Source organism: Hydrocarboniphaga effusa AP103 (genome assembly GCF_000271305.1).
GTDB lineage: Bacteria > Pseudomonadota > Gammaproteobacteria > Nevskiales > Nevskiaceae > Hydrocarboniphaga > Hydrocarboniphaga effusa.
In genome coordinates, this window is record NZ_AKGD01000001.1 from 2246588 (window position 1) to 2264846 (window position 18259).

The 18259-nt window shown below is 66.9% G+C and carries 15 protein-coding genes and 4 tRNA genes; 14 read left to right on the forward strand and 5 right to left on the reverse strand.

Annotated features, from left to right (window positions below; genetic code table 11):
* Window positions 1–15: 15 nt before the first annotated feature.
* Complete coding sequence (locus WQQ_RS09875) at window positions 16–1200, reverse strand: DcaP family trimeric outer membrane transporter (RefSeq protein ID WP_040453318.1); 1185 nt, start codon at window positions 1198–1200, stop codon at window positions 16–18.
* 204 nt (window positions 1201–1404) lie between these two features.
* On the opposite strand from WQQ_RS09875, the gene WQQ_RS09880 reads away from it, so the two are divergent.
* From WQQ_RS09880 to WQQ_RS09890, 3 genes are read left to right on the forward strand one after another with little or no spacing between them, the layout of a single operon-like run.
* Window positions 1405–1605 (forward strand): hypothetical protein, encoded by a 201-nt coding sequence (locus WQQ_RS09880; RefSeq protein ID WP_040453319.1) that lies wholly within the window; start codon window positions 1405–1407, stop codon window positions 1603–1605.
* Window positions 1605–4514 (forward strand): ATP-binding protein, encoded by a 2910-nt coding sequence (locus WQQ_RS09885; protein WP_007185016.1) that lies wholly within the window; start codon window positions 1605–1607, stop codon window positions 4512–4514. The genes WQQ_RS09880 and WQQ_RS09885 overlap by 1 nt, the downstream gene beginning before the upstream one ends.
* Window positions 4511–5824 (forward strand): sigma-54-dependent transcriptional regulator, encoded by a 1314-nt coding sequence (locus WQQ_RS09890; protein ID WP_007185017.1) that lies wholly within the window; start codon window positions 4511–4513, stop codon window positions 5822–5824. The genes WQQ_RS09885 and WQQ_RS09890 overlap by 4 nt, the downstream gene beginning before the upstream one ends.
* A 54-nt stretch (window positions 5825–5878) precedes the next feature.
* Here the strand turns inward: WQQ_RS09890 and trpE are convergent, their stop codons facing one another.
* The 4 genes from trpE to WQQ_RS09910 form a co-directional block, all read right to left on the reverse strand.
* The gene (gene trpE, locus WQQ_RS09895; RefSeq protein ID WP_007185018.1) at window positions 5879–7324 is read right to left on the reverse strand and encodes an anthranilate synthase component I; all 1446 of its coding nucleotides are present in this window, start codon (window positions 7322–7324) and stop codon (window positions 5879–5881) included.
* Window positions 7325–7505: 181 nt separating this feature from the next.
* A complete protein-coding gene (locus WQQ_RS09900; RefSeq protein WP_007185020.1) occupies window positions 7506–8717 on the reverse strand; it encodes an MFS transporter in 1212 nt (403 codons plus the stop codon).
* Between the two features lie 47 nt (window positions 8718–8764).
* Complete coding sequence (gene rpe / locus WQQ_RS09905; protein WP_007185021.1) at window positions 8765–9448, reverse strand: ribulose-phosphate 3-epimerase; 684 nt, start codon at window positions 9446–9448, stop codon at window positions 8765–8767.
* Between the two features lie 121 nt (window positions 9449–9569).
* Window positions 9570–10325, reverse strand: coding sequence for a proteasome-type protease (locus tag WQQ_RS09910; RefSeq protein WP_007185022.1), 756 nt, complete (start codon window positions 10323–10325; stop codon window positions 9570–9572).
* A gap of 147 nt (window positions 10326–10472) precedes the next feature.
* Here WQQ_RS09910 and WQQ_RS09915 point away from each other — a divergent pair, with 147 nt between their 5' ends.
* The 11 genes from WQQ_RS09915 to rplA all read left to right on the forward strand — a co-directional run bounded on the left by WQQ_RS09915 (window position 10473) and on the right by rplA (window position 18153).
* Window positions 10473–11366 (forward strand): alpha/beta fold hydrolase, encoded by an 894-nt coding sequence (locus tag WQQ_RS09915; protein WP_007185023.1) that lies wholly within the window; start codon window positions 10473–10475, stop codon window positions 11364–11366.
* A 13-nt stretch (window positions 11367–11379) separates the two neighbouring features.
* Window positions 11380–13836, forward strand: coding sequence for an ATP-dependent helicase HrpB (hrpB, locus tag WQQ_RS09920; RefSeq protein WP_040453870.1), 2457 nt, complete (start codon window positions 11380–11382; stop codon window positions 13834–13836).
* Window positions 13837–13952: 116 nt separating this feature from the next.
* Window positions 13953–14038: transfer RNA gene (locus WQQ_RS09925), tRNA-Tyr, on the forward strand.
* Window positions 14039–14045: 7 nt separating this feature from the next.
* Window positions 14046–14119 (forward strand) — tRNA-Gly (locus WQQ_RS09930).
* Between the two features lie 36 nt (window positions 14120–14155).
* Window positions 14156–14231: transfer RNA gene (locus WQQ_RS09935), tRNA-Thr, on the forward strand.
* A gap of 202 nt (window positions 14232–14433) precedes the next feature.
* Window positions 14434–15636, forward strand: coding sequence for an elongation factor Tu (gene tuf / locus WQQ_RS09940; RefSeq protein ID WP_007185025.1), 1203 nt, complete (start codon window positions 14434–14436; stop codon window positions 15634–15636).
* Window positions 15637–15764: 128 nt separating this feature from the next.
* Window positions 15765–15840 (forward strand) — tRNA-Trp (locus WQQ_RS09945).
* Between the two features lie 60 nt (window positions 15841–15900).
* Window positions 15901–16281, forward strand: coding sequence for a preprotein translocase subunit SecE (secE, locus tag WQQ_RS09950; protein ID WP_007185026.1), 381 nt, complete (start codon window positions 15901–15903; stop codon window positions 16279–16281).
* Window positions 16282–16284: 3 nt separating this feature from the next.
* Complete coding sequence (gene nusG, locus WQQ_RS09955; protein ID WP_007185027.1) at window positions 16285–16818, forward strand: transcription termination/antitermination protein NusG; 534 nt, start codon at window positions 16285–16287, stop codon at window positions 16816–16818.
* A gap of 201 nt (window positions 16819–17019) precedes the next feature.
* The gene (gene rplK / locus WQQ_RS09960) at window positions 17020–17451 is read left to right on the forward strand and encodes a 50S ribosomal protein L11 (protein ID WP_007185028.1); all 432 of its coding nucleotides are present in this window, start codon (window positions 17020–17022) and stop codon (window positions 17449–17451) included.
* A gap of 3 nt (window positions 17452–17454) precedes the next feature.
* Window positions 17455–18153, forward strand: a complete 699-nt coding sequence (rplA, locus tag WQQ_RS09965; RefSeq protein WP_007185029.1) for a 50S ribosomal protein L1 — start codon at window positions 17455–17457, stop codon at window positions 18151–18153.
* The last annotated feature ends 106 nt before the right edge of the window (window positions 18154–18259 follow it).

Consider the following 18259-nt stretch of genomic DNA (forward strand, 5'->3'; position numbering starts at 1 on the left):
TCTGGCAATTGCTGGCTAGAACGAGTACCTGCTCGAAAACTGCACGCGGTCGAGCTGGCCGTCGCGGCCGTCTTCGAGTTCGCGCTGGGCATGCCGGTACTCCATGCCCAGGGTCAGCCGGGAAAACGGCGAATACAGCAGGTTGACGGTCGCGCTGCGCACCCGCCGGGTCACGTTGGTGCCGGTCAGTGCGGTGTCGTTGTCGGCGTCGAACTGGGAGAGCATCACGGTCGAACGCCATTGCGGGTTCCACGGGTGACGGTAGGCGAACATGCCCGCCAGCAGCGGGATCGCCTTGAGTTCGCCGTCGTCGAGCACCGCATCGGCGACGGTGCCCAGTGCGACGTAGCGACCCAGGCCAGTGCCGGCGCTGAGCACGAAGCGAATGTCGTCTGCGGCCCCCAGCCCGATCCTGCCCGAGAGACTGGCGCCGCCGCCGACTGCGCTGCTCCTGACCGCCGGGCCGGCTGCCGAGGCGGCATTGTCGATGCGCAACTGGCGCAGCAGGCCGGCCAGCATCAGGTTCGCACGGCCGACCTTGAAGCGGATGTTCGATGCCAGGTCGGGAAGCACGCCGTCGCCGGTGCCGGCCGTGGCCGGCGCTGCAGCGGGTGTGAGCAGAGAGGTTTCGGTGTTCTCCAGCGCCACGGCCCAGCGGGCGCCGCCGTAACGCACCATGGGCTGGCGGCCGAGCACTGCGCCTTCGCTGGCGTAGCAGACGAAATCGAGCGTATCTGGAACGTTGTCGAGGTTCATGAACGTGGTCCATTCCTGTCCCAGCAGCCAGTTGCCGTAGGTCACGAAGTAGCGCCGCAGGCCCGGGTTGTAAGCGTTGGTGATCTGCTCGTTGGCAGCGCCCTGATTGACGATGAAGTCCAGCTCCAGGTGGGTCGAGACAACCTCCCCCGTACTCAGCGGTGTGGCGGTCCTGAGCACCAGGCGCGATTCCTTGACGTGGGTGTCGAAGGCCTCGTAAGCCTTGCCGCCACCCGCGGATACCGGGATCGTGGCCGGCACGTAGAAGTCGCGGCCGACGCCCTGGGCGACCTCACCTTCGGAAAAGCGGCTGAACAGCACGTCGAGCTTGGCGTAGCCGCTCCAGGTGAAGCTGGTAGCGCCGTACTGCACTTCGCCGGCCCAAGCGCTCCCGCAGCCGAGCAGCATCGTCACCAGGGCAGCCGCCCCCGTCCGGTGTTTCATGTGATCTCCTCCGATCTTTATTTTTGGTTTGACGTCCCACAGGCATGGCACCTGCTTGAAGACAGCGGGGGCAACCTCCGTGCCCGTTTCGGAGTCAAGGCTTTGATCAACGAAAACAGTGGTTTGGCTATAGGCGCAGAAACATCGGGGCGGAGCGTGGCGTTACCTTTTGAAACGCGTTGCTGCCAGCGGTAACGCGCGCCCGTGAAACACGAACCGCCGCGCAGGCCCTCGGGAGACGGGGATGGCGAACGCGCCCTGGTGCTGTTTCTGCTGAGCCTGGTGGCGCTGGGCTCGCCGGCGCTGTCGATCTGGTTCGGTGCCGCCTGCCCGTGGTGGACGATCTACGCTGTCTGGCTGGTGATCATCGCCCTGTCGGCCGCGCTGCTCGGAGGGCGCCGGTAATGCCGGAATCCTGGCCGCTGCTGCTGGTCGGTCTGACCTACCTGGGCCTGTTGTTCCTGCTTGCCTATGCCAGCGAGACGGGCTGGTTGCCGGCGTGGGTGGCGCGCCATCCGCTCACTTACTCGGCCTCGCTGTGCCTGTACGCGACCACCTGGAGTTTCTACGGCAGCGTCGGCTTCGCGGCCGAGCAGGGATATCTGTTCATTGCCTTCTATTTCGGCGCCACGCTGGCCTTCGTGCTCGCTCCGCTGTTGCTCAAGCCCCTGCTGCGGGTGGTGCACGAGCATCAGCTCGGGTCCATCGCCGACCTGTTCGCGTTCCGCTATCCGAGCCGCTACACCGGGGTGCTGGTGACCGCGTTCATGCTGCTGGCGGTCCTGCCTTACCTGTCGCTGCAGATTCAGGCCGTGGTGACGTCGGCCCGGCTGTTGACGCGGGCCACTCCGCCGGGTGTGTTGGCGCTGGTATTCTGCGGCACCATCACGCTGTTCGCGGTGCTGTTCGGTGCGCGCCAGGTGACGCCGCGCATCAAGCACGAGGGCCTGGTGGTCGCCATCGCCTTCGAATCGCTGGTCAAGATCGGAGCGCTGCTGGCGGTCGGGGCTTATGCGCTCTGGGGCGTATTCGGTGGCATCGGCCCGCTGACGGACTGGCTGGGAGCGCATCCCGAGGCCGTCGAGACCCTGTACGCACCGCTGCGCAACAACCAGGCCACCGGTGCCTGGACCACCCTGCTGCTGGTGGCCTTCGGCGCGGTCTTTCTGCTGCCGCGGCAGTTCCACATGATGTTCACCGAGAACATCGACCCTGGAACCCTGCGTACCGCCATCTGGGCTTTTCCGCTGCTGCTGCTGCTGATCAACCTGCCAGTGCCGATCATTTTGTGGGCCTCGCAGCTGCTGCAGCTGGAGGGCCCTGCGGAGTACTACCCGCTGGTGCTGTCCGTGCGGGGCGGCGACAGCTGGCTGACGTTCGTGATCTTCGTCGGCGGCCTGTCGGCCGCCAGCTCCATGATCATCGTCGAAAGCCTGGCTCTGGCCGCCATGTGCCTGAACCACCTGGTCCTGCCGCTGCTGCTGTCGCGGCGGCCCGCCACCGCGCCGGGGCTCTATCGCAGCCTGCTCTGGGGTCGACGGGCGCTGATCGCCGTGGTGATCTTCACCGGCTACGTGACCTATCGTTCGATCGAGGGCAACCCTGGCCTAGTGAACCTGGGCCTGATCTCTTTCGTCGCGGTGACCCAGTTCCTGCCGGGTGCGGTGGCGATGCTGTTGTGGCCGCGGGCCAACCGCGTCGGCTTCGTCGCCGGCCTCTGCGGCGGCATGCTGCTGTGGTTCCTGATCCTGGTGCTGCCGTTGCTGAGCGGCCGGCCGACGCCGCTGCTGGCGCTGCCTTTGATCGAACTCAGGCCCTGGGTCTTCGCGACGTTCTGGTCGCTGGCCGCGAACGTCCTGCTGTTCGTCGCCGGCTCGTTCCTGGTGCGGCCGGGCGACAAGGAGCGCGCGGCCGATCAGGCGCTGCGGTTGCATGCGGTGCTGCTGGTCTCCGACGTTCCGATCGCCAGCAGCGTGGCCGATATCGAAGGCGCTCTGAGCCGCTTGCTGGGTACCGCCACGGCGGCGGCGGAATTGCAGCGCGCGCTGCAGCAGACCGCGCTGTCGGCCGACGAGCGCCGGCCGCGACAGCTGCATTTTCTAGCCGAGCGCCTGCAACGCAATCTGTCGGGGCTGATCGGCCCGCAACTGGCCCGCGAGGCGCTGGGACTCGGCATCGGACGTACGCGTTCGGGGACCCGCCTCGTCGAAGAGGCGCTCGAAGGCTCGCAAGGCCAGCTCAGCGGCCTGGCCGCCGAACTCAATCACCTGCGACGCTTCCACCGCCAGATCCTGCAGACCCTGCCGATCGGAGTCTGCTCGCTGGGCGAGCGGCAGGAGGTGCAGTTGTGGAACGACCGCATGGCCGCGCTCTCGGGGCTGACGGGCGCCGCCGTCGTCGGCTTGCGCGTACCGGACCTGCCGGCGCCCTGGGCCCAGGTTTTCGGCGATTTCCTGAGTGGCGGCCAGGCCTATGGCTACAAGCTGCCGGTGGCCCTCGCCGACGGCCAGCGCCAGATCCGTCTGCGCTGCGAAGTCGTCGCCGACGATGGCGACGCGCACGGGCTGGTGCTGCTGGTGGAAGACCTGACCGAGCAGCAGCGGCTCGAAGCCGAACTGGCCCACAGTGCCCGGCTGGCTTCGATCGGTACCCTGGCCTCGGGCGTCGCCCATGAGATCGGCAATCCGCTGACCGGCATCACCTGCGTCGCCCAGAACCTGCGCGATGAACCCGACGAGGACGAGCGCGAACGCGGTATCAGCGACATTCTCGTGCAATCACGGCGGATCAGCGACATCGTGCAATCGCTGCTGAACTTCGCCAGGGCCGAGCGGCCTGGGGCGCAGGAGCGGCTGGTCTTGCGCGAGCTGCTGGACGAGGCCATCCGCCTGGTGAGGATGTCGCGCTCGGGCCGCGATCTGCACTTCGACAACCGCGTCGCGGACAGGCTGGAAGTCGACGGCGATCGCGGCCGGATGCTCCAGGTCTTTCTCAACCTGCTGGCCAACGCGGCCGATGCCTCCGGCAGCGGCGGGCGCGTCGAGGTCCGGTCCCTGGTCGGCGCAGCTTCGGTTGCGATCGAGATCGAAGACTGGGGTGTGGGTATTCCGGCGTCGCTGCGCGACCGTATCCTGGAGCCATTCTTCACCACCAAGGCGCCGGGAGAGGGCACGGGGCTGGGGCTGTCGCTGGTCTATCGCATCGTCTCCGATCATGGCGGCAGCTTGTCCGTCGACAGCATCGCGGGCCGCGGCAGCCGTTTCACCGTGCGGCTTCCCGCGCATTTCGACCTCTCCGGGAATCTGCTCATATGAACCGCATCCTGATCATCGAAGACGAAGAGCTGATCCGCCACCACACGGCGCGGCTGCTGACCCGCAACGGCTACGAGGTCCGCGACGCTGGCACCGTGGCCGAGGCCGAGGTGATGGGCTTGCGAAGTTTCGATCTGATCATCAGCGACGTGCGCCTGCCGGGGACTTCGGGCACTGAGGTCATCGCCCGAGCCCACCCGGTGCCCGTGATCATCATGACCAGTTACGCGAGCGTGCGCGCCGCGGTGGAGTGCATGCATCTGGGCGCCCGCGACTACATCTCCAAGCCTTTCGACCATGACGAAATGCTGCTGGTGGTCGAGCGCGTGCTGGGCAGCCAGCTGCTCGCGCGCCAGAACGCGGCGCTCAAGCAGGATGTGGACCGCAGCTTTCCGATCGCCAGCATGGTCGGTGAATGCGCCGCGATGCAGCAGGTACTGGACCGGGTGCGCCGGGTAGCCGCCACCGACGTCACCCTGTTGATCCGCGGTGAATCCGGCACTGGCAAAGAACTCGTGGCGCGTGCCGTACACGAATCCGGCCGTCGTCGCGACGGCCCCTTCATCGCCGTCAACTGCGCGGCCATCCCCGAGAATCTGGTGGAATCCGAGCTGTTCGGCTTCGAGAAGGGCGCGTTCACCGGTGCCGTACGCAGCAAGGACGGCCTGTTCATGGCCGCCCACGGCGGCACGCTGTTTCTCGACGAGATCGGCGAGCTGGCGCAGCCGGTTCAAGCCCACCTGCTGCGCGTCCTGCAGGAGGGCGAGGTGCGCGCCATCGGCGCCAACCGTTCGCGCAAGGTCGACGTGCGACTGCTGGCCGCCACCCACCGCGACCTCGAACAGATGATGCGCGAAGGCCACTTCCGCGAAGACCTCTACTATCGCCTGCGGGTCATGGAGATCACCTTGCCGCCACTGCGCGAGCGCGGAGCCGACATCGATCGGCTGGCGGCGCATCTGCTGTCGCAGGCGACGGCGCGCCTGGGACGGAGCGGGCTCCGGCTTTCGCGCGCTGCGCTGGCGGCAATCCACGGATATCCCTGGCCCGGCAACGTGCGCGAGCTGGCCAATGCGCTGGAACGCGCGGTGATTCTCTGCGACGGGCCGCAGATCGAACCCGAGCACCTGGCGATTCCGGTGCAGGCGCCGGGTTCCGCTGCTGCTGCCGGCGAGAGCCTGGATGACTACTTCCGCAGCTATGTGCTCGAACACCAGGGCCGGATGACCGAGGCCAGCATCGCCCGCGCGCTGGGCATCAGCCGCAAAACCTTATGGAAGCGCAGGGGACAGATGAATCTGCCGCGCTGACCAACCGGTCGCGGCCGGCGATACCGCGCGGCCTGGGCCGGCCGGGCGATGCGACTAGGCGCTCCGACCGCCTGTCGCCAGGCCCGCCGCCCGCACCATCGCGCGCGCCTTGTTCATCGTCTCTTCCCATTCCGACGCGGGATCGGAGTCGGCGACGATGCCGGCGCCGGCCTGCACGTGGATCTGGCCGTCCTTGAGTACCGCGGTGCGGATCGCGATCGCGGTGTCGAGGTTGCCGGACCAAGCCAGATAACCCACGGCGCCGCCGTAGATGCCGCGCTTCACCGGCTCGAGCTCGTCGATGATTTCCATCGCGCGCACCTTCGGCGCGCCCGACAAGGTGCCGGCCGGGAACGCGGCGGTCAGCGCATCGAGCGCGTGCATGCCGTCCTTCAGGCGGCCGCTGACATTGCTGACGATGTGCATGACGTGGCTGTAGCGCTCGATCACCATCTTGTCGGTCAGCCTCACGCTGCCGGTCGCGGCGACGCGGCCGACATCGTTGCGGCCGAGATCGATCAGCATGAGGTGCTCGGCGAGTTCCTTCGGATCGGCGAGCAGGTCGGCTTCGAGCGCCTGGTCTTCCTCGGCCGTCGCACCGCGCTTGCGCGTGCCGGCGATCGGCCGCACGGTCATTTCGCCGTCTTCGACGCGCACGAGGATTTCGGGCGAGGAACCGACCACCTGGTGATCGTCGAGGTCGAGGCAGAACAGGTACGGCGACGGATTGAGCCGGCGCAGCGTGCGATACAGCGTCATCGCGTCGGTCGTGAACGGCGCGCTCAGGCGCTGCGACGGCACCACCTGCATGACGTCGCCGGCCGCGATGTATTCCTTCACGCGGTCGATTGCCGCGCCGAAGCTCTGCGGGTTGAACATCGAGACGAAGTCGTCCGGCGTCAGCGCCTTGGCTGCGGGCTTCAGCGCGCGTGCGGCCGGAGGATTCAGCAGCGAAGCTTCGATCTCGTCGAGCCGGCGCGCGGCGCGCGCCTGGTCGTCGGCGTCGTCGGCCTTCGCATGCACGACGAGCGTGAGCGTGCAGCGCAGGTTGTCGAAAATCGCGAGTTCGTCGGCGCGCATGAGCAGCACGTCGGGCGCGCCGATCGGATCGGCGTGCTCGCGGTTGATGCGCGGCTCGATGTAGCGCACGCAGTCGTAACCGAAGTAGCCGACCAGACCGCCGGTGAAGCGCGGCAGGCCCGGCGCTTCCTTCACGCGCACGTTCTCGCTGTAGGCCTTGATGTACGGGAACGGCGAGTCGGCGTGCAGGCTTTCGACGATGTTGCCGTCAATCAGGCGCTCGATGAGCGTGCCGCGCACGCGGATCAGTTCGCGGCTCGGCAGGCCGATGAACGAGTAGCGGCCCCAGCGTTCGCCGCCCTGCATCGACTCGAACAGAAACGAGTACGGGCCTTGGGCGAGCTTGAGATAGGCGGAAACCGGCGTGTCGAGGTCGCCGGGGAGCTCACGCGTGAGCGTGACGTGGGTATAGGCAGTCATGTTCGGTCAGACGAGATGAGAAGCGGAGGGTGCAGCGGGCAGGCGAGCGCGGTGCGCTAGCGCCATCGCCAGGAACGGCGCAGGGCAGGGGCCTGCGCGATCGACTCCGTTTGCTTCATCGGTGTTTGTTGAAAGCTTGAGACCAGAACGGCCGCCACTATAAGCGCGCCGCCCGCAGCGGTCACGCCGCGCGTTTCTCGGTCGCGAACGCGGCGAGCACGAGCAGCGCGGCGCCGGCGCCGACCGCGCAGGCGAGCAGCCAGCCGCCGTGCGCGAGCACCACGCCGGTGATCGCCGAGCCGATCGCGCCGCCGCAGAAGAAGGTCGCCATGTAGAGCGCGTTCATGCGGCTGCGCGCGGCCGGGTTCAGCGCGAACAGCAGGCGCTGGCCGGTGACGAGGTTCGCCGACACGCCGAGGTCGACGACGATGCCTGAGATCACCATCAGCGGAAGCGAGCCGCTGATCAGTCCGATTGCGGCGCAGCCGAAGCCGAGCGCGACGAGCAGCATCGCCACTGCCGTGGTGCGGCCGGCCCAGCCGCGATCGGCCGCGCGCCCGGCGATCGGCGAGGCGATGGCGCCGGCGATGCCGGCGAGCGCGAACAGCGCGAATTGCGCGTGGCTCAGGTTGAACGGCGCAGCCGTCATCACCAGCGTCACGCCGGTCCAGTACAGCGAAAAGCCGCCGAACAGTCCGGCGTGATACAGCGCGCGACGGCGCAGCAACGGGGTGTCGCGCCAGAGCTGCCAGAGCGAGCGCAGCAGGTCTAGGTAATGCAGCGCGGCGCTCGGCTTGCGCTGCGGCAGCAGCAGGCGCAGCGCAATGGCGATGACGAGCATGCCGACCGCCGAAGCCGCGAACACCGCACGCCAGCCGACGACGTCGGACAGCGCGCTCGACAGCGGGCGTGCGAGCAGGATGCCGATGAACAGCCCGCTCATGATGTTGCCGACCACGCGGCCACGCGTCGCATCGGGCGCGAGCTGCGAGGCGAACGGCACCAGCACCTGCGCGACGACCGAGGTCAGCCCGACCGCAAGCAGGGCGCCCAGCAGCATCGACGCGTTCTGCGCCGCCGCGGTGGCGGTCAGCGCCAGGGCACAGACCAGCAGCAGGCTGCAGCACAGCCGCCGGTTCTCGAGCAGATCGCCGAGCGGCACGAGCAGCAGCAGGCCGAGCGCATAGCCGACCTGCGCGAGCGTGACCATGAGCCCGAGCGCGGACGGCGACAGCTGCAGCGCAACGCCGATCGGCTCGATCAGCGGCTGCACGTAATACAGGTTGGCGACGATCGCCCCGACCGCGATCGCGAAGACCAGCGTCAGCCGTGGGCTGATCTGCACCGCCGTCGCGGCCGGGGTTTCGGCGCGGCCGCCGTTTGCACTCGACATCGACATTCCTTGTGAAGCGGGCTGCGGCGCCGGCAGCGCCCGCCGGTTTATCCCTGGGTCGCGGACGCGATGGCTTCGCGCATCTTGGCGATGGTGGCCGCGTAGTCCTTGGAATTGAAGATGGCGCTGCCGGCGACGAAGCTGTCGGCGCCCGCGGCGGCGATTTCGCCGATGTTGTCGACCTTCACGCCGCCGTCGATCTCGAGGCGGATCTCGCGGCCGCTCGCATCGATGATCGCGCGTGCCTCGCGCAGCTTGGCGAGCGCCGACGGAATGAAGCTCTGGCCGCCGAAGCCCGGGTTCACCGACATCAGCAGCACGAGGTCGACCTTGTCGATCACGTATTTCAGGACCTCGAGCGGAGTGGCCGGGTTGAACACCAGCCCGGGCTTGCAGCCGGCGTCGCGGATCGCCTGCAGCGAGCGATCGACGTGGCGCGTCGCCTCGGGATGGAAGGTGATGTAGGTCGCCCCGGCCTTGGCGAAGCTCGCGGCGAGCGCGTCGACCGGCTCGACCATCAGGTGCACGTCGATCGGGGCGGTGACACCGTACTTGCGCAGGGCCTCGCAAACCATCGGGCCGATGGTCAGGTTGGGCACGTAATGGTTGTCCATCACGTCGAAGTGCACCCAGTCGGCGCCGGCGGCGAGCACCTTGGCGGTGTCCTCGCCCAGGCGGGCGAAGTCGGCGGACAGGATCGAGGGGGCGATGACGGGCGTCTGGCGGGGCATGCTGGAAAGTCCGGTTCCGGGGCGGAAAAGCGCGCGGATTATTCCAGATCGGCCGGGTGCCGGGCGCCGATGGGGCAGCTTTGCCCCGGCGGGTCTTGGACAGGAGCCGGGCTGCGCCCGGCTACAGCATCGTCTGTTGCGAGGTTTCCCACTCGAACTTCGGCAGGTCGTCGCGGAACACGCGCTCGAGGCTGTCGGCCCAGGCCCGCTTGAGCGCCGCGTAGTACGGCGTATCGAGGTCCAGGCGCAGGCGATGGGTGATCTTCAGCGCGTTGCGCGGCAGGATCGCGACGTCGAGCGGCGGGCCGACCGTGAGGTTGGATTTCATCGTCGAATCGAGCGACACCAGCGCGCAGCGGGTAGCGTCTTCGAGCGAGATGTGCGGGCGGATGATGCGATCGAGGATCGGCTTGCCGTATTTGCTCTCGCCGATCTGCAGGTAGGGCGTCTCGGGCGAAACCGAGATGCAGTTGCCCTCGGGATAAACCAGATAGAGCGACGGGTCTTCGCCCAGGATCTGTCCACCGAGGATCAGCGTGGTGCGGAAGTCGACGTTGCTGTACTGGCCGTAGGCGGTCGATTCCTTCTGCGCGCGCACCGACAGCGTGCCGATGTACTCGGCGGCGTCGTACATATGGCGCACGGTGCGCAGGTTGACCGGCGCGTCCGGGTCGGCCAGGTCGCGCTTGACGTTGTTCAGGATCCACTGCGTGGTGGCGAGGTTTCCGGCCGAGAGGATCACGAAGACGCGGTCACCGGCTTCTTCGGTGATGTGCATCTTGTTGTAGGTCCGCACGTCGTCGACGCCCGCGCTCGTGCGGGTGTCTCCGGCGAAGACGAGGCCATCGTCCACTTTGATGGCGAGGCAATAGGTCATGAGGTCAGCTTGATGGCGGCGAAGGCGCTCGCGAGCGCACAGTTTATGGGCTAGCCGGTCGGCGCGTCATTGCGGGGTCGGGTCTGTCTCCTGCGTCTGTGCAAATCCTGCGCCACGCATGCACAATCGAAAAAAGTCTTCTCGCACATGAGCTTTCCTGGTCGCACCACCCTGAGCCGTTCCGAATTCCTGACGCTGCGCGGCCTGCGCTATCACGTCCGGCGTTGGTCTGCGACCGATGATCGGCCATCGCCCAGGCCGACCCTGTTCCTGCTGCACGGCTGGCTCGACACCTCGGCGACCTTCGAGGACCTGGTCGCCGCGCTGTTGCCCGACTGGCAGGTGCTGTGCCCGGACTGGCGCGGCTTCGGCCTCAGCGAATGGCCGCAGGACGGCTACTGGTTTCCCGATTACGTGGCCGACCTCGACGCCCTGCTCGCGCATTACGCGCCCGAAGGAGCGGTGACGCTGATCGGGCACAGTCTCGGCGCGCAGGTGGCGAGCATTTATTCGGGCGTCCGGCCGGCGCGTGTCGAGCGCCTGGTGGTGCTCGACGGCCTGTTCATGCGCGACGACGAGCCCGAGCGCTCGCCCGACCGCATCGGCAGCTGGCTCGACCAGCTGCGCAAGCCCTTGTCCGACCCGAGCTACGACAGCTACGAGCAGCTCGCGAGCCGGATCCGCCGGCTGCATTCGCGCATCACGCCCGAGCGGGCGCTGATGGTCGCGCACGGCTGGGGCCGCGTTCGCGAGGACGGGCGCATCGGCCTGTGCGCCGACCCCAAGCACCGGCTGCTGTTCCCGACCTCGTACCGGCTCGCCGAGTCGAAAGCGGCCTGGAGCCGGATCACCGCGCGCACCCTGTTCGTCGACGGCGGCCGCTCCGAGCTGCGCGCCCGGCTGACGGCCGAAGACATCGCCAGCCGCCGCGCCTGCTTCCGCGATCGCCAGGAAACGGTCATCGAAGATTGTGCGCACATGCTGCATTTTGAGGCGCCCGAGCAGACCGCCCGCCTGATCCGGCAATTCCTGGAAGCCTGAGTTGACGCGTTCGCTGCCCCAGCTGCCGGCGCTCGAAGCGCTGCCCGGCCTGCGCGCCGCGCTCGCCGACAAAGGTCTGGCCGTGCTCGCGGCCCCGCCGGGCTCGGGCAAGACCACGGTGTTGCCGCTGGCCCTGCTCGACGAGCCCTGGTTCGCCGGCCAGCGCATGCTGATCCTCGAGCCGCGCCGGCTCGCGGCACGCACCGCGGCGGCGCGCATGGCGAGCCTGCTCGGCGAAAAAGTCGGCGAAACCGTGGGTTATCAGGTGCGCTTCGAGCGCCGCGTCGGGCCGAATACGCGCATCGAAGTCATCACCGAAGGCCTGCTCGCGCGCCGGCTGCAGGCCGATCCGGAGCTGCCGGGCGTCGGGCTGATCGTCTTCGACGAGTTCCACGAGCGCAGCCTCGACGCCGACCTCGCGCTCGCGCTGAGCTGGGAATCGCGCGAGAGCCTGCGGCCGGAGCTGCGCCTGCTGGTGATGTCGGCCACGCTCGAGACCCAGCGCGTCTCGGCGCTGCTCGACGAGGCGCCGGTGGTCGAGGCCGGCGGGCGGCTGTTTCCGGTGGAGATGCGCTATCGGCCGGCGAAGCCTGGCGAGGCCATCGAGGTGAGCGTCGCCGCCGGCGTGCAGCAGGCGCTGCGCGAGACCGAGGGCGACGTGCTGGCCTTTCTGCCCGGCGGGCGCGAAATCCGCCATTGCCAGCGCGCGCTCGAAGCCCGCCTGGGCGGCGACGTCGACATTCGCCCGCTCTACGGCGAACTCGACAGCCGCGAGCAGGACCTGGCGCTGGAGCCGTCCGCGGCAGGTCGGCGCAAGGTGATCCTGGCGACCAACATCGCCCAGACCAGCCTGACCGTCGAGGGCGTGACCACCGTCGTCGACGGCGGACTGGCACGCGTCGCGCGCTACGACCTCGGATCGGGCGCCAACGCGCTGCTGACCGAGCGCATCTCGCGCGCGTCGGCCGAGCAGCGCGCCGGGCGTGCCGGCCGTCTCGGCCCGGGCGTCTGCTACCGGCTCTGGAGCGCCGAGCAGCATGGCCGGCTGCCGGCGCATGACGATCCCGAGATCCTGACCGCGGACATCAGCCGCTTCGCGCTCGAACTCGCGGCCTGGGGCGTGAGCGATCCGCGGGCCCTGCGCCTGCTCGATTTCCCGCCGCCGGTGGCCTGGCGCGCGGCGCGCGATCTGCTCGCCTCGCTCGGAGCGCTCGACGCCGAAGCCCGCGTAACCGCCCACGGCCGAGAGCTCGTCCGCCTGCCGGCGAGCCCCCGGCGCGGGCACATGCTCGCCCAGGCCCGCGCGCTCGGCCTCGAAACGGTCGCCGCCTGGACCTCGGCCGTGCTCGACGAGCGCGGCGGCGGGCAGCTCGATCTGGCCCGCACGGTCTGCGATTTCGCGCTCGGCCGGGTTCACGATCCGGCCGCCTTGCGCCGGGTGCGCGACGCCGTGCGCCAGCTGCTGCGCACCGAGCCTTCGCGAGAAGCCTTCGACGAGGACGAAGTCGGCCGGGTGCTCGCGATGGGCTATCCGGAGCGCATCGCGCGCCGGCGCGAGGGCGGTCGCGGCATTTATTTATGTGCGGACGGCTCCGAAGCGCGGCTGCCCGAGCACGATGCGCTCGCCCAGCAGCCATGGCTCGCGATCGCGCACTGGGACCCGGGCCCGCCGCGCAAAGTGCGCTCGGCCGCGCGGCTCGTCGAGGCGAGCCTGCTCAAGGATTTCGCCGCCCAGCTGGCCTGGCGCCGCGTGGTGCGCTGGGATGCGGCCAGCGAAACCGTGCAGTCCGAGGAGCAGCGCGGCATCGGGGCCATCGTGTTCGAGCGGCGTCCGCTCAAGGCTCCGGCCGAGGCGGCGCGCGCCGCCATGGTCGCGGGCCTGCGTTCGCTCGGCATCGGCGTGCTGCCGTGGACCGAAGCCGCCCGCCAATGGCAGGCGCGCGTGCTGTCGCTGCGCCGCTGGCGCCCCGAAGACGGCTGGCCCGACGTCTCCGACGAGGCGCTCGCCGACACGCTCGAAACCTGGCTCGCCCCGCACCTGGACGGCGTCACGCGGCGCGATCACCTGTCCCGGCTCGATCTGCACGAGATCCTCGCCGGCCATCTCGGCTATGCCCGCCAGCAGACCCTGTCCCGGCTCGCTCCGAGCCATCTGGACGTGCCGAGCGGCTCGCGCATTGCGCTGGACTACGCGGCCGATGGCGCTCCGCCGGTGCTCGCGGTCAAGCTGCAGGAGCTGTTCGGTGCCACGCGCACGCCGGCCGTCGACGATGGGCGCGTGCCGGTGATGCTGCACCTGCTCTCGCCTGGCCGCCGGCCGATCCAGGTCACCCAGGACCTCGCCGGCTTCTGGGCGCGCACCTACGCCGAGGTCAAAAAGGAACTCAAGGGCCGCTATCCGAAGCACCCCTGGCCCGACGATCCGCTGCAGGCTCCGCCGACCGCGCGCGCCAAGCCGCGCACCTGGTAGCAAAAACTTAATGAAAAACTTGCCTGGAGACTGCGATTTCTGCTTGACGAGGGGAGGTTCGGTCACGAGAATACGCGGCTCGTTTAGGGACCGGGTTGTGAAACTCGTACCTGCGCGGAGGGATACTCAAGTGGCCAACGAGGGCAGACTGTAAATCTGCTGACTTACGTCTACGAAGGTTCGAATCCTTCTCCCTCCACCAAGTTTCTGCGGGAGTAGTTCAATGGTAGAACTTCAGCCTTCCAAGCTGATCACGCGGGTTCGATTCCCGTCTCCCGCTCCATTGTTCGTCCGTCAGTAACGCAAAGCTGAACAGTTTGCCCCCGTAGCTCAGTCGGTAGAGCACACCCTTGGTAAGGGTGAGGTCGGAGGTTCGATTCCTCTCGTGGGCACCAATTTGGGAAGTCGGAGTGACGGTTTCGAGAGGAATCGAAGCTCCGGCCTCCAAGAGATGATCGGTTTATCGATGCCGCGAAGCGGCATCGGAAGTTCGATTCTTCTGGTGGCACCATTTTCAGGTGATCGGTATTCGGTCACCGGCTGCAATCGCTTCTTTAACAGCTTCTTGTCCTAAATCTAAAGGTCCGGAGTACTCAGATGGGTAAGGAAAAATTCGAACGCGCGAAGCCGCACGTGAACGTGGGGACGATTGGTCACGTTGACCACGGCAAGACGACGACGACGGCGGCGCTGACGAAGATTTCGTCGGACAAGTACGGGAAGACGAAGTACGTTGCGTACGATGAAGTTGCCAAGGCGTCTGAATCGCAGGGACGTCGTGACAGCACGAAGATTCTGACGATCGCGACGTCGCACGTGGAGTACGAAACGGACACGCGCCACTACGCGCACGTGGACTGCCCTGGCCACGCGGACTATGTGAAGAACATGATCACGGGAGCGGCGCAGATGGACGGCGCGATCCTGGTGGTGTCGGCGGTGGACGGCCCGATGCCGCAGACGCGCGAGCACGTGCTGCTGGCCAAGCAGGTGAACGTGCCGAAGGTGGTGGTGTGGCTGAACAAGTGCGATCTCGTGGAAGATCCGGAGTTGCTGGAACTGGTCGAAATGGAAGTTCGCGACCTGTTGAGCAAGTACGGCTTCCCTGGCGACGACACCCCGATCATCCGCGGCAGCGCCACGAAGGCGATTGCTGGCGAGCCGGAGTGGGTTGCCAAGGTTGAAGAGTTGTACAACGCGCTGGACACGTACATTCCGGAGCCGGAGCGCGAGACGGACAAGCCGTTCCTGCTGCCGGTGGAAGACGTGTTCTCGATCTCGGGACGCGGCACGGTGGCGACGGGTCGTATCGAGCGTGGCGTGGTGAAGGTGGGTGAGACGGTGGAAATCGTCGGCATCCGCCCGACGGCGACGACGACGATCACGGGCGTGGAAATGTTCCGCAAGCTGCTGGATCAGGGCCAGGCCGGTGACAACGTGGGCCTGCTGCTGCGCGGCACGAAGAAGGAAGACATCGAACGCGGCCAGGTGCTGTGCAAGCCGGGCTCGATCAAGCCGCACTCGAAGTTCGAGGGCGAGCTGTACGTGCTGACGAAGGAAGAGGGTGGTCGTCACACGCCGTTCTTCAAGGGCTACCGTCCGCAGTTCTACTTCCGGACGACGGACGTGACGGGCTCGGTGGAGCTGCCGGAAGGCACGGAGATGGTGATGCCGGGCGACAACATCAAGGTGTCGGTTGAGCTGATCAACCCGATCGCGATGGAAGAGCAGGTTCGCTTCGCGATCCGCGAAGGCGGCCGCACCGTCGGCGCCGGCGTCGTCACCAAGATCCTCGCGTAAGAAAACAATAAGGCCGGGCCTTCGAAAGAGGGCCCGGCCCTTGTGTTTTTCGCAGGATTTTGATTTTTGCTGGACGGGCACGTAAACTCCGCGCCCCTTTTGAAGTGCTTAGGGTTCAGTTCGCCTGCAGGGGCGTAGCTCAATTGGTAGAGCGTCGGTCTCCAAAACCGAAGGCTGGGGGTTCGAGACCCTCCGCCCCTGCCATCTGAAACTTTGACAGCACAACAAGCCCGCAAGGGCAGTGAGACGGACGTTCGGACGTTCATGGAACCCCAGATCGAATCACCCAGTTCTTCGCGCTACGACAGCCTGCTGCTGCTGGCGTCTGTCGTCCTGCTCGTCGGCGGGATGTTCGCGTTCTATTGGTTCAACGGCACCCTCAACGCCGCCCTGCGCATGCTGATGCTGATCGCGGCGCTCGGCGCTGCGGTGGCGGTGGCCTATCAGACCCAGCTCGGTCGCGAGCTTTGGGGTTACGTCATCGGTGCGCGCTCCGAGCTGCGCAAGGTGGTCTGGCCGAGCCGTCAGGAAGCCTTGCAGTCCACGCTGATGATCGCGGTGGTCGTGCTGGTCATGTCGCTGCTGCTCTGGGGTCTCGATTCCTTTTTGCTGTTCGGCGTCAAATCGCTGACTGGCCGGGGCTGATCTATGAGCATGCGCTGGTACGTGGTTCACGCCTACTCGCAGTACGAGAACAGCGTCAAGAAGGCGATGGTCGAGCGGATCGCTCGCGCCGGCCTGCAGGACAAGTTCGGCGACATCCTGGTGCCGACCGAAGAGGTCGTCGAAATCAAGGACGGCGTCAAGCGCACTACCGAGCGCAAGTTCTTCCCGGGCTACGTGCTCGTGCAGATGGAGATGGCCGAGGAAACCTGGCATCTCGTCAAGAACACGCCGAAGGTGCTCGGCTTCATCGGCGGCACGCCGGACAAGCCGGCGCCGATCTCCGAGAAGGAGGCCAACCAGATTCTCAACCGCGTCGAAGAAGCGGTCGAGAAGCCCAAGCCCAAGACGCTCTACGAGCCGGGCGAATCGGTGCGCGTCACCGATGGTCCGTTCGCCGATTTCAACGGCGTGGTCGAAGAAGTCAATTACGAGAAGAACCGCCTGCGTGTGGCCGTTCTGATCTTCGGCCGGTCGACGCCGGTCGAGCTGGAATTCTCTCAGGTCGAAAAGGGCTGAGACGGGGCTGTGCGGACAGTCCAGTGGACTGTCCGCCCGGCTCAGCGACCAGCCACGGATGGCTGGGCTGGACGCCGCACCATGGATGGTTGTTGTTGAGCTGAAACTGTTTCAGGCGGAAATGGCAAAGCCATTTCCATGGAAGTCAACCGGGGAGCCGGCGGCGAGAGCCCAAGGCGCTACCACCCATCAGGAGCCATCATGGCCAAGAAAGTACAAGGCTACGTCAAGCTGCAGATTCCGGCCGGCAAGGCCAACCCCTCGCCGCCGATCGGTCCCGCCCTCGGTCAGCAGGGCGTGAACATCATGGGTTTCTGCAAAGAATTCAACGCTGCGACGCAGAAGCTCGAACCCGGCATGCCGATCCCGGTCGTGATCACGGTCTACAGCGACCGTTCGTTCACCTTCATCATGAAGACGCCGCCGGCGACCTATCTGATCAAGAAGGCCGTGGGCATCGAGTCCGGTTCGCCGACTCCGCACACCAAGAAGGTCGGCAAGATCAAGAAGGCCCAGCTTGAAGAGATCGCCAAGGTCAAGTGGCCGGATCTCAACGCTGCCGACATGACCGCTGCGATCAAGATCATCGCCGGCTCCGCCCGTTCCATGGGCGTCGAAGTGGAAGGGCTCTAAGACATGGCAATCAAGCTCACCAAGCGCGAAAAAGTTTTCGCCACCAAGGTTCAGGAAGGCAAGACCTACTCCCTCGATCAGGCGCTCGATCTGATCAAGGCCTGCTCGACCGCCAAGTTCAAGGAATCGGTCGATCTTTCGATCAACCTCGGCATCGATGCCAAGAAGTCCGACCAGAACGTGCGTGGTTCCACGGTTCTGCCGCACGGTAACGGCAAGTCGGTCCGCGTCGCCGTGTTCACCCAGGGTGCGAAGGCTGCAGAGGCCACCGCCGCGGGTGCCGACGCCGTCGGCATGGACGACCTCGCCGCCGCGATGAAGGGTGGCGATCTGAACTACCAGGTCGTCATCGCCAGCCCCGACGCGATGCGCGTCGTCGGTCAGCTCGGTCAGGTGCTCGGCCCGCGCGGCCTGATGCCGAACCCGAAGACCGGCACCGTGACGCCGAACGTCGCCGAAGCGGTCAAGAACGCCAAGGCCGGTATGGCCAAGTTCCGCACCGACAAGGCCGGCATCGTGCATTGCTCGGTCGGCAGCGCGAACTTCGACAAGGACAAACTGCAGGACAACCTGCTGGCCGTCGTCCGCGACATTCGCAAGCAGAAGCCGTCGTCGTCCAAGGGCGTGTACATCAAGAAGGTCACGCTCTCGACCACGATGGGCCCCGGTATCCGCGTCGACGTGTCGTCGCTGCCGGAATGAGATTCAAGGGGATGGCAGGCGTGAGCCTGCCGTCCCGCAACAAACTTTGAAGTGTGGCGAAAGCCGCATCGTCGAAGACCGTCAGTGCCGCAAGGATTAAAGCTCG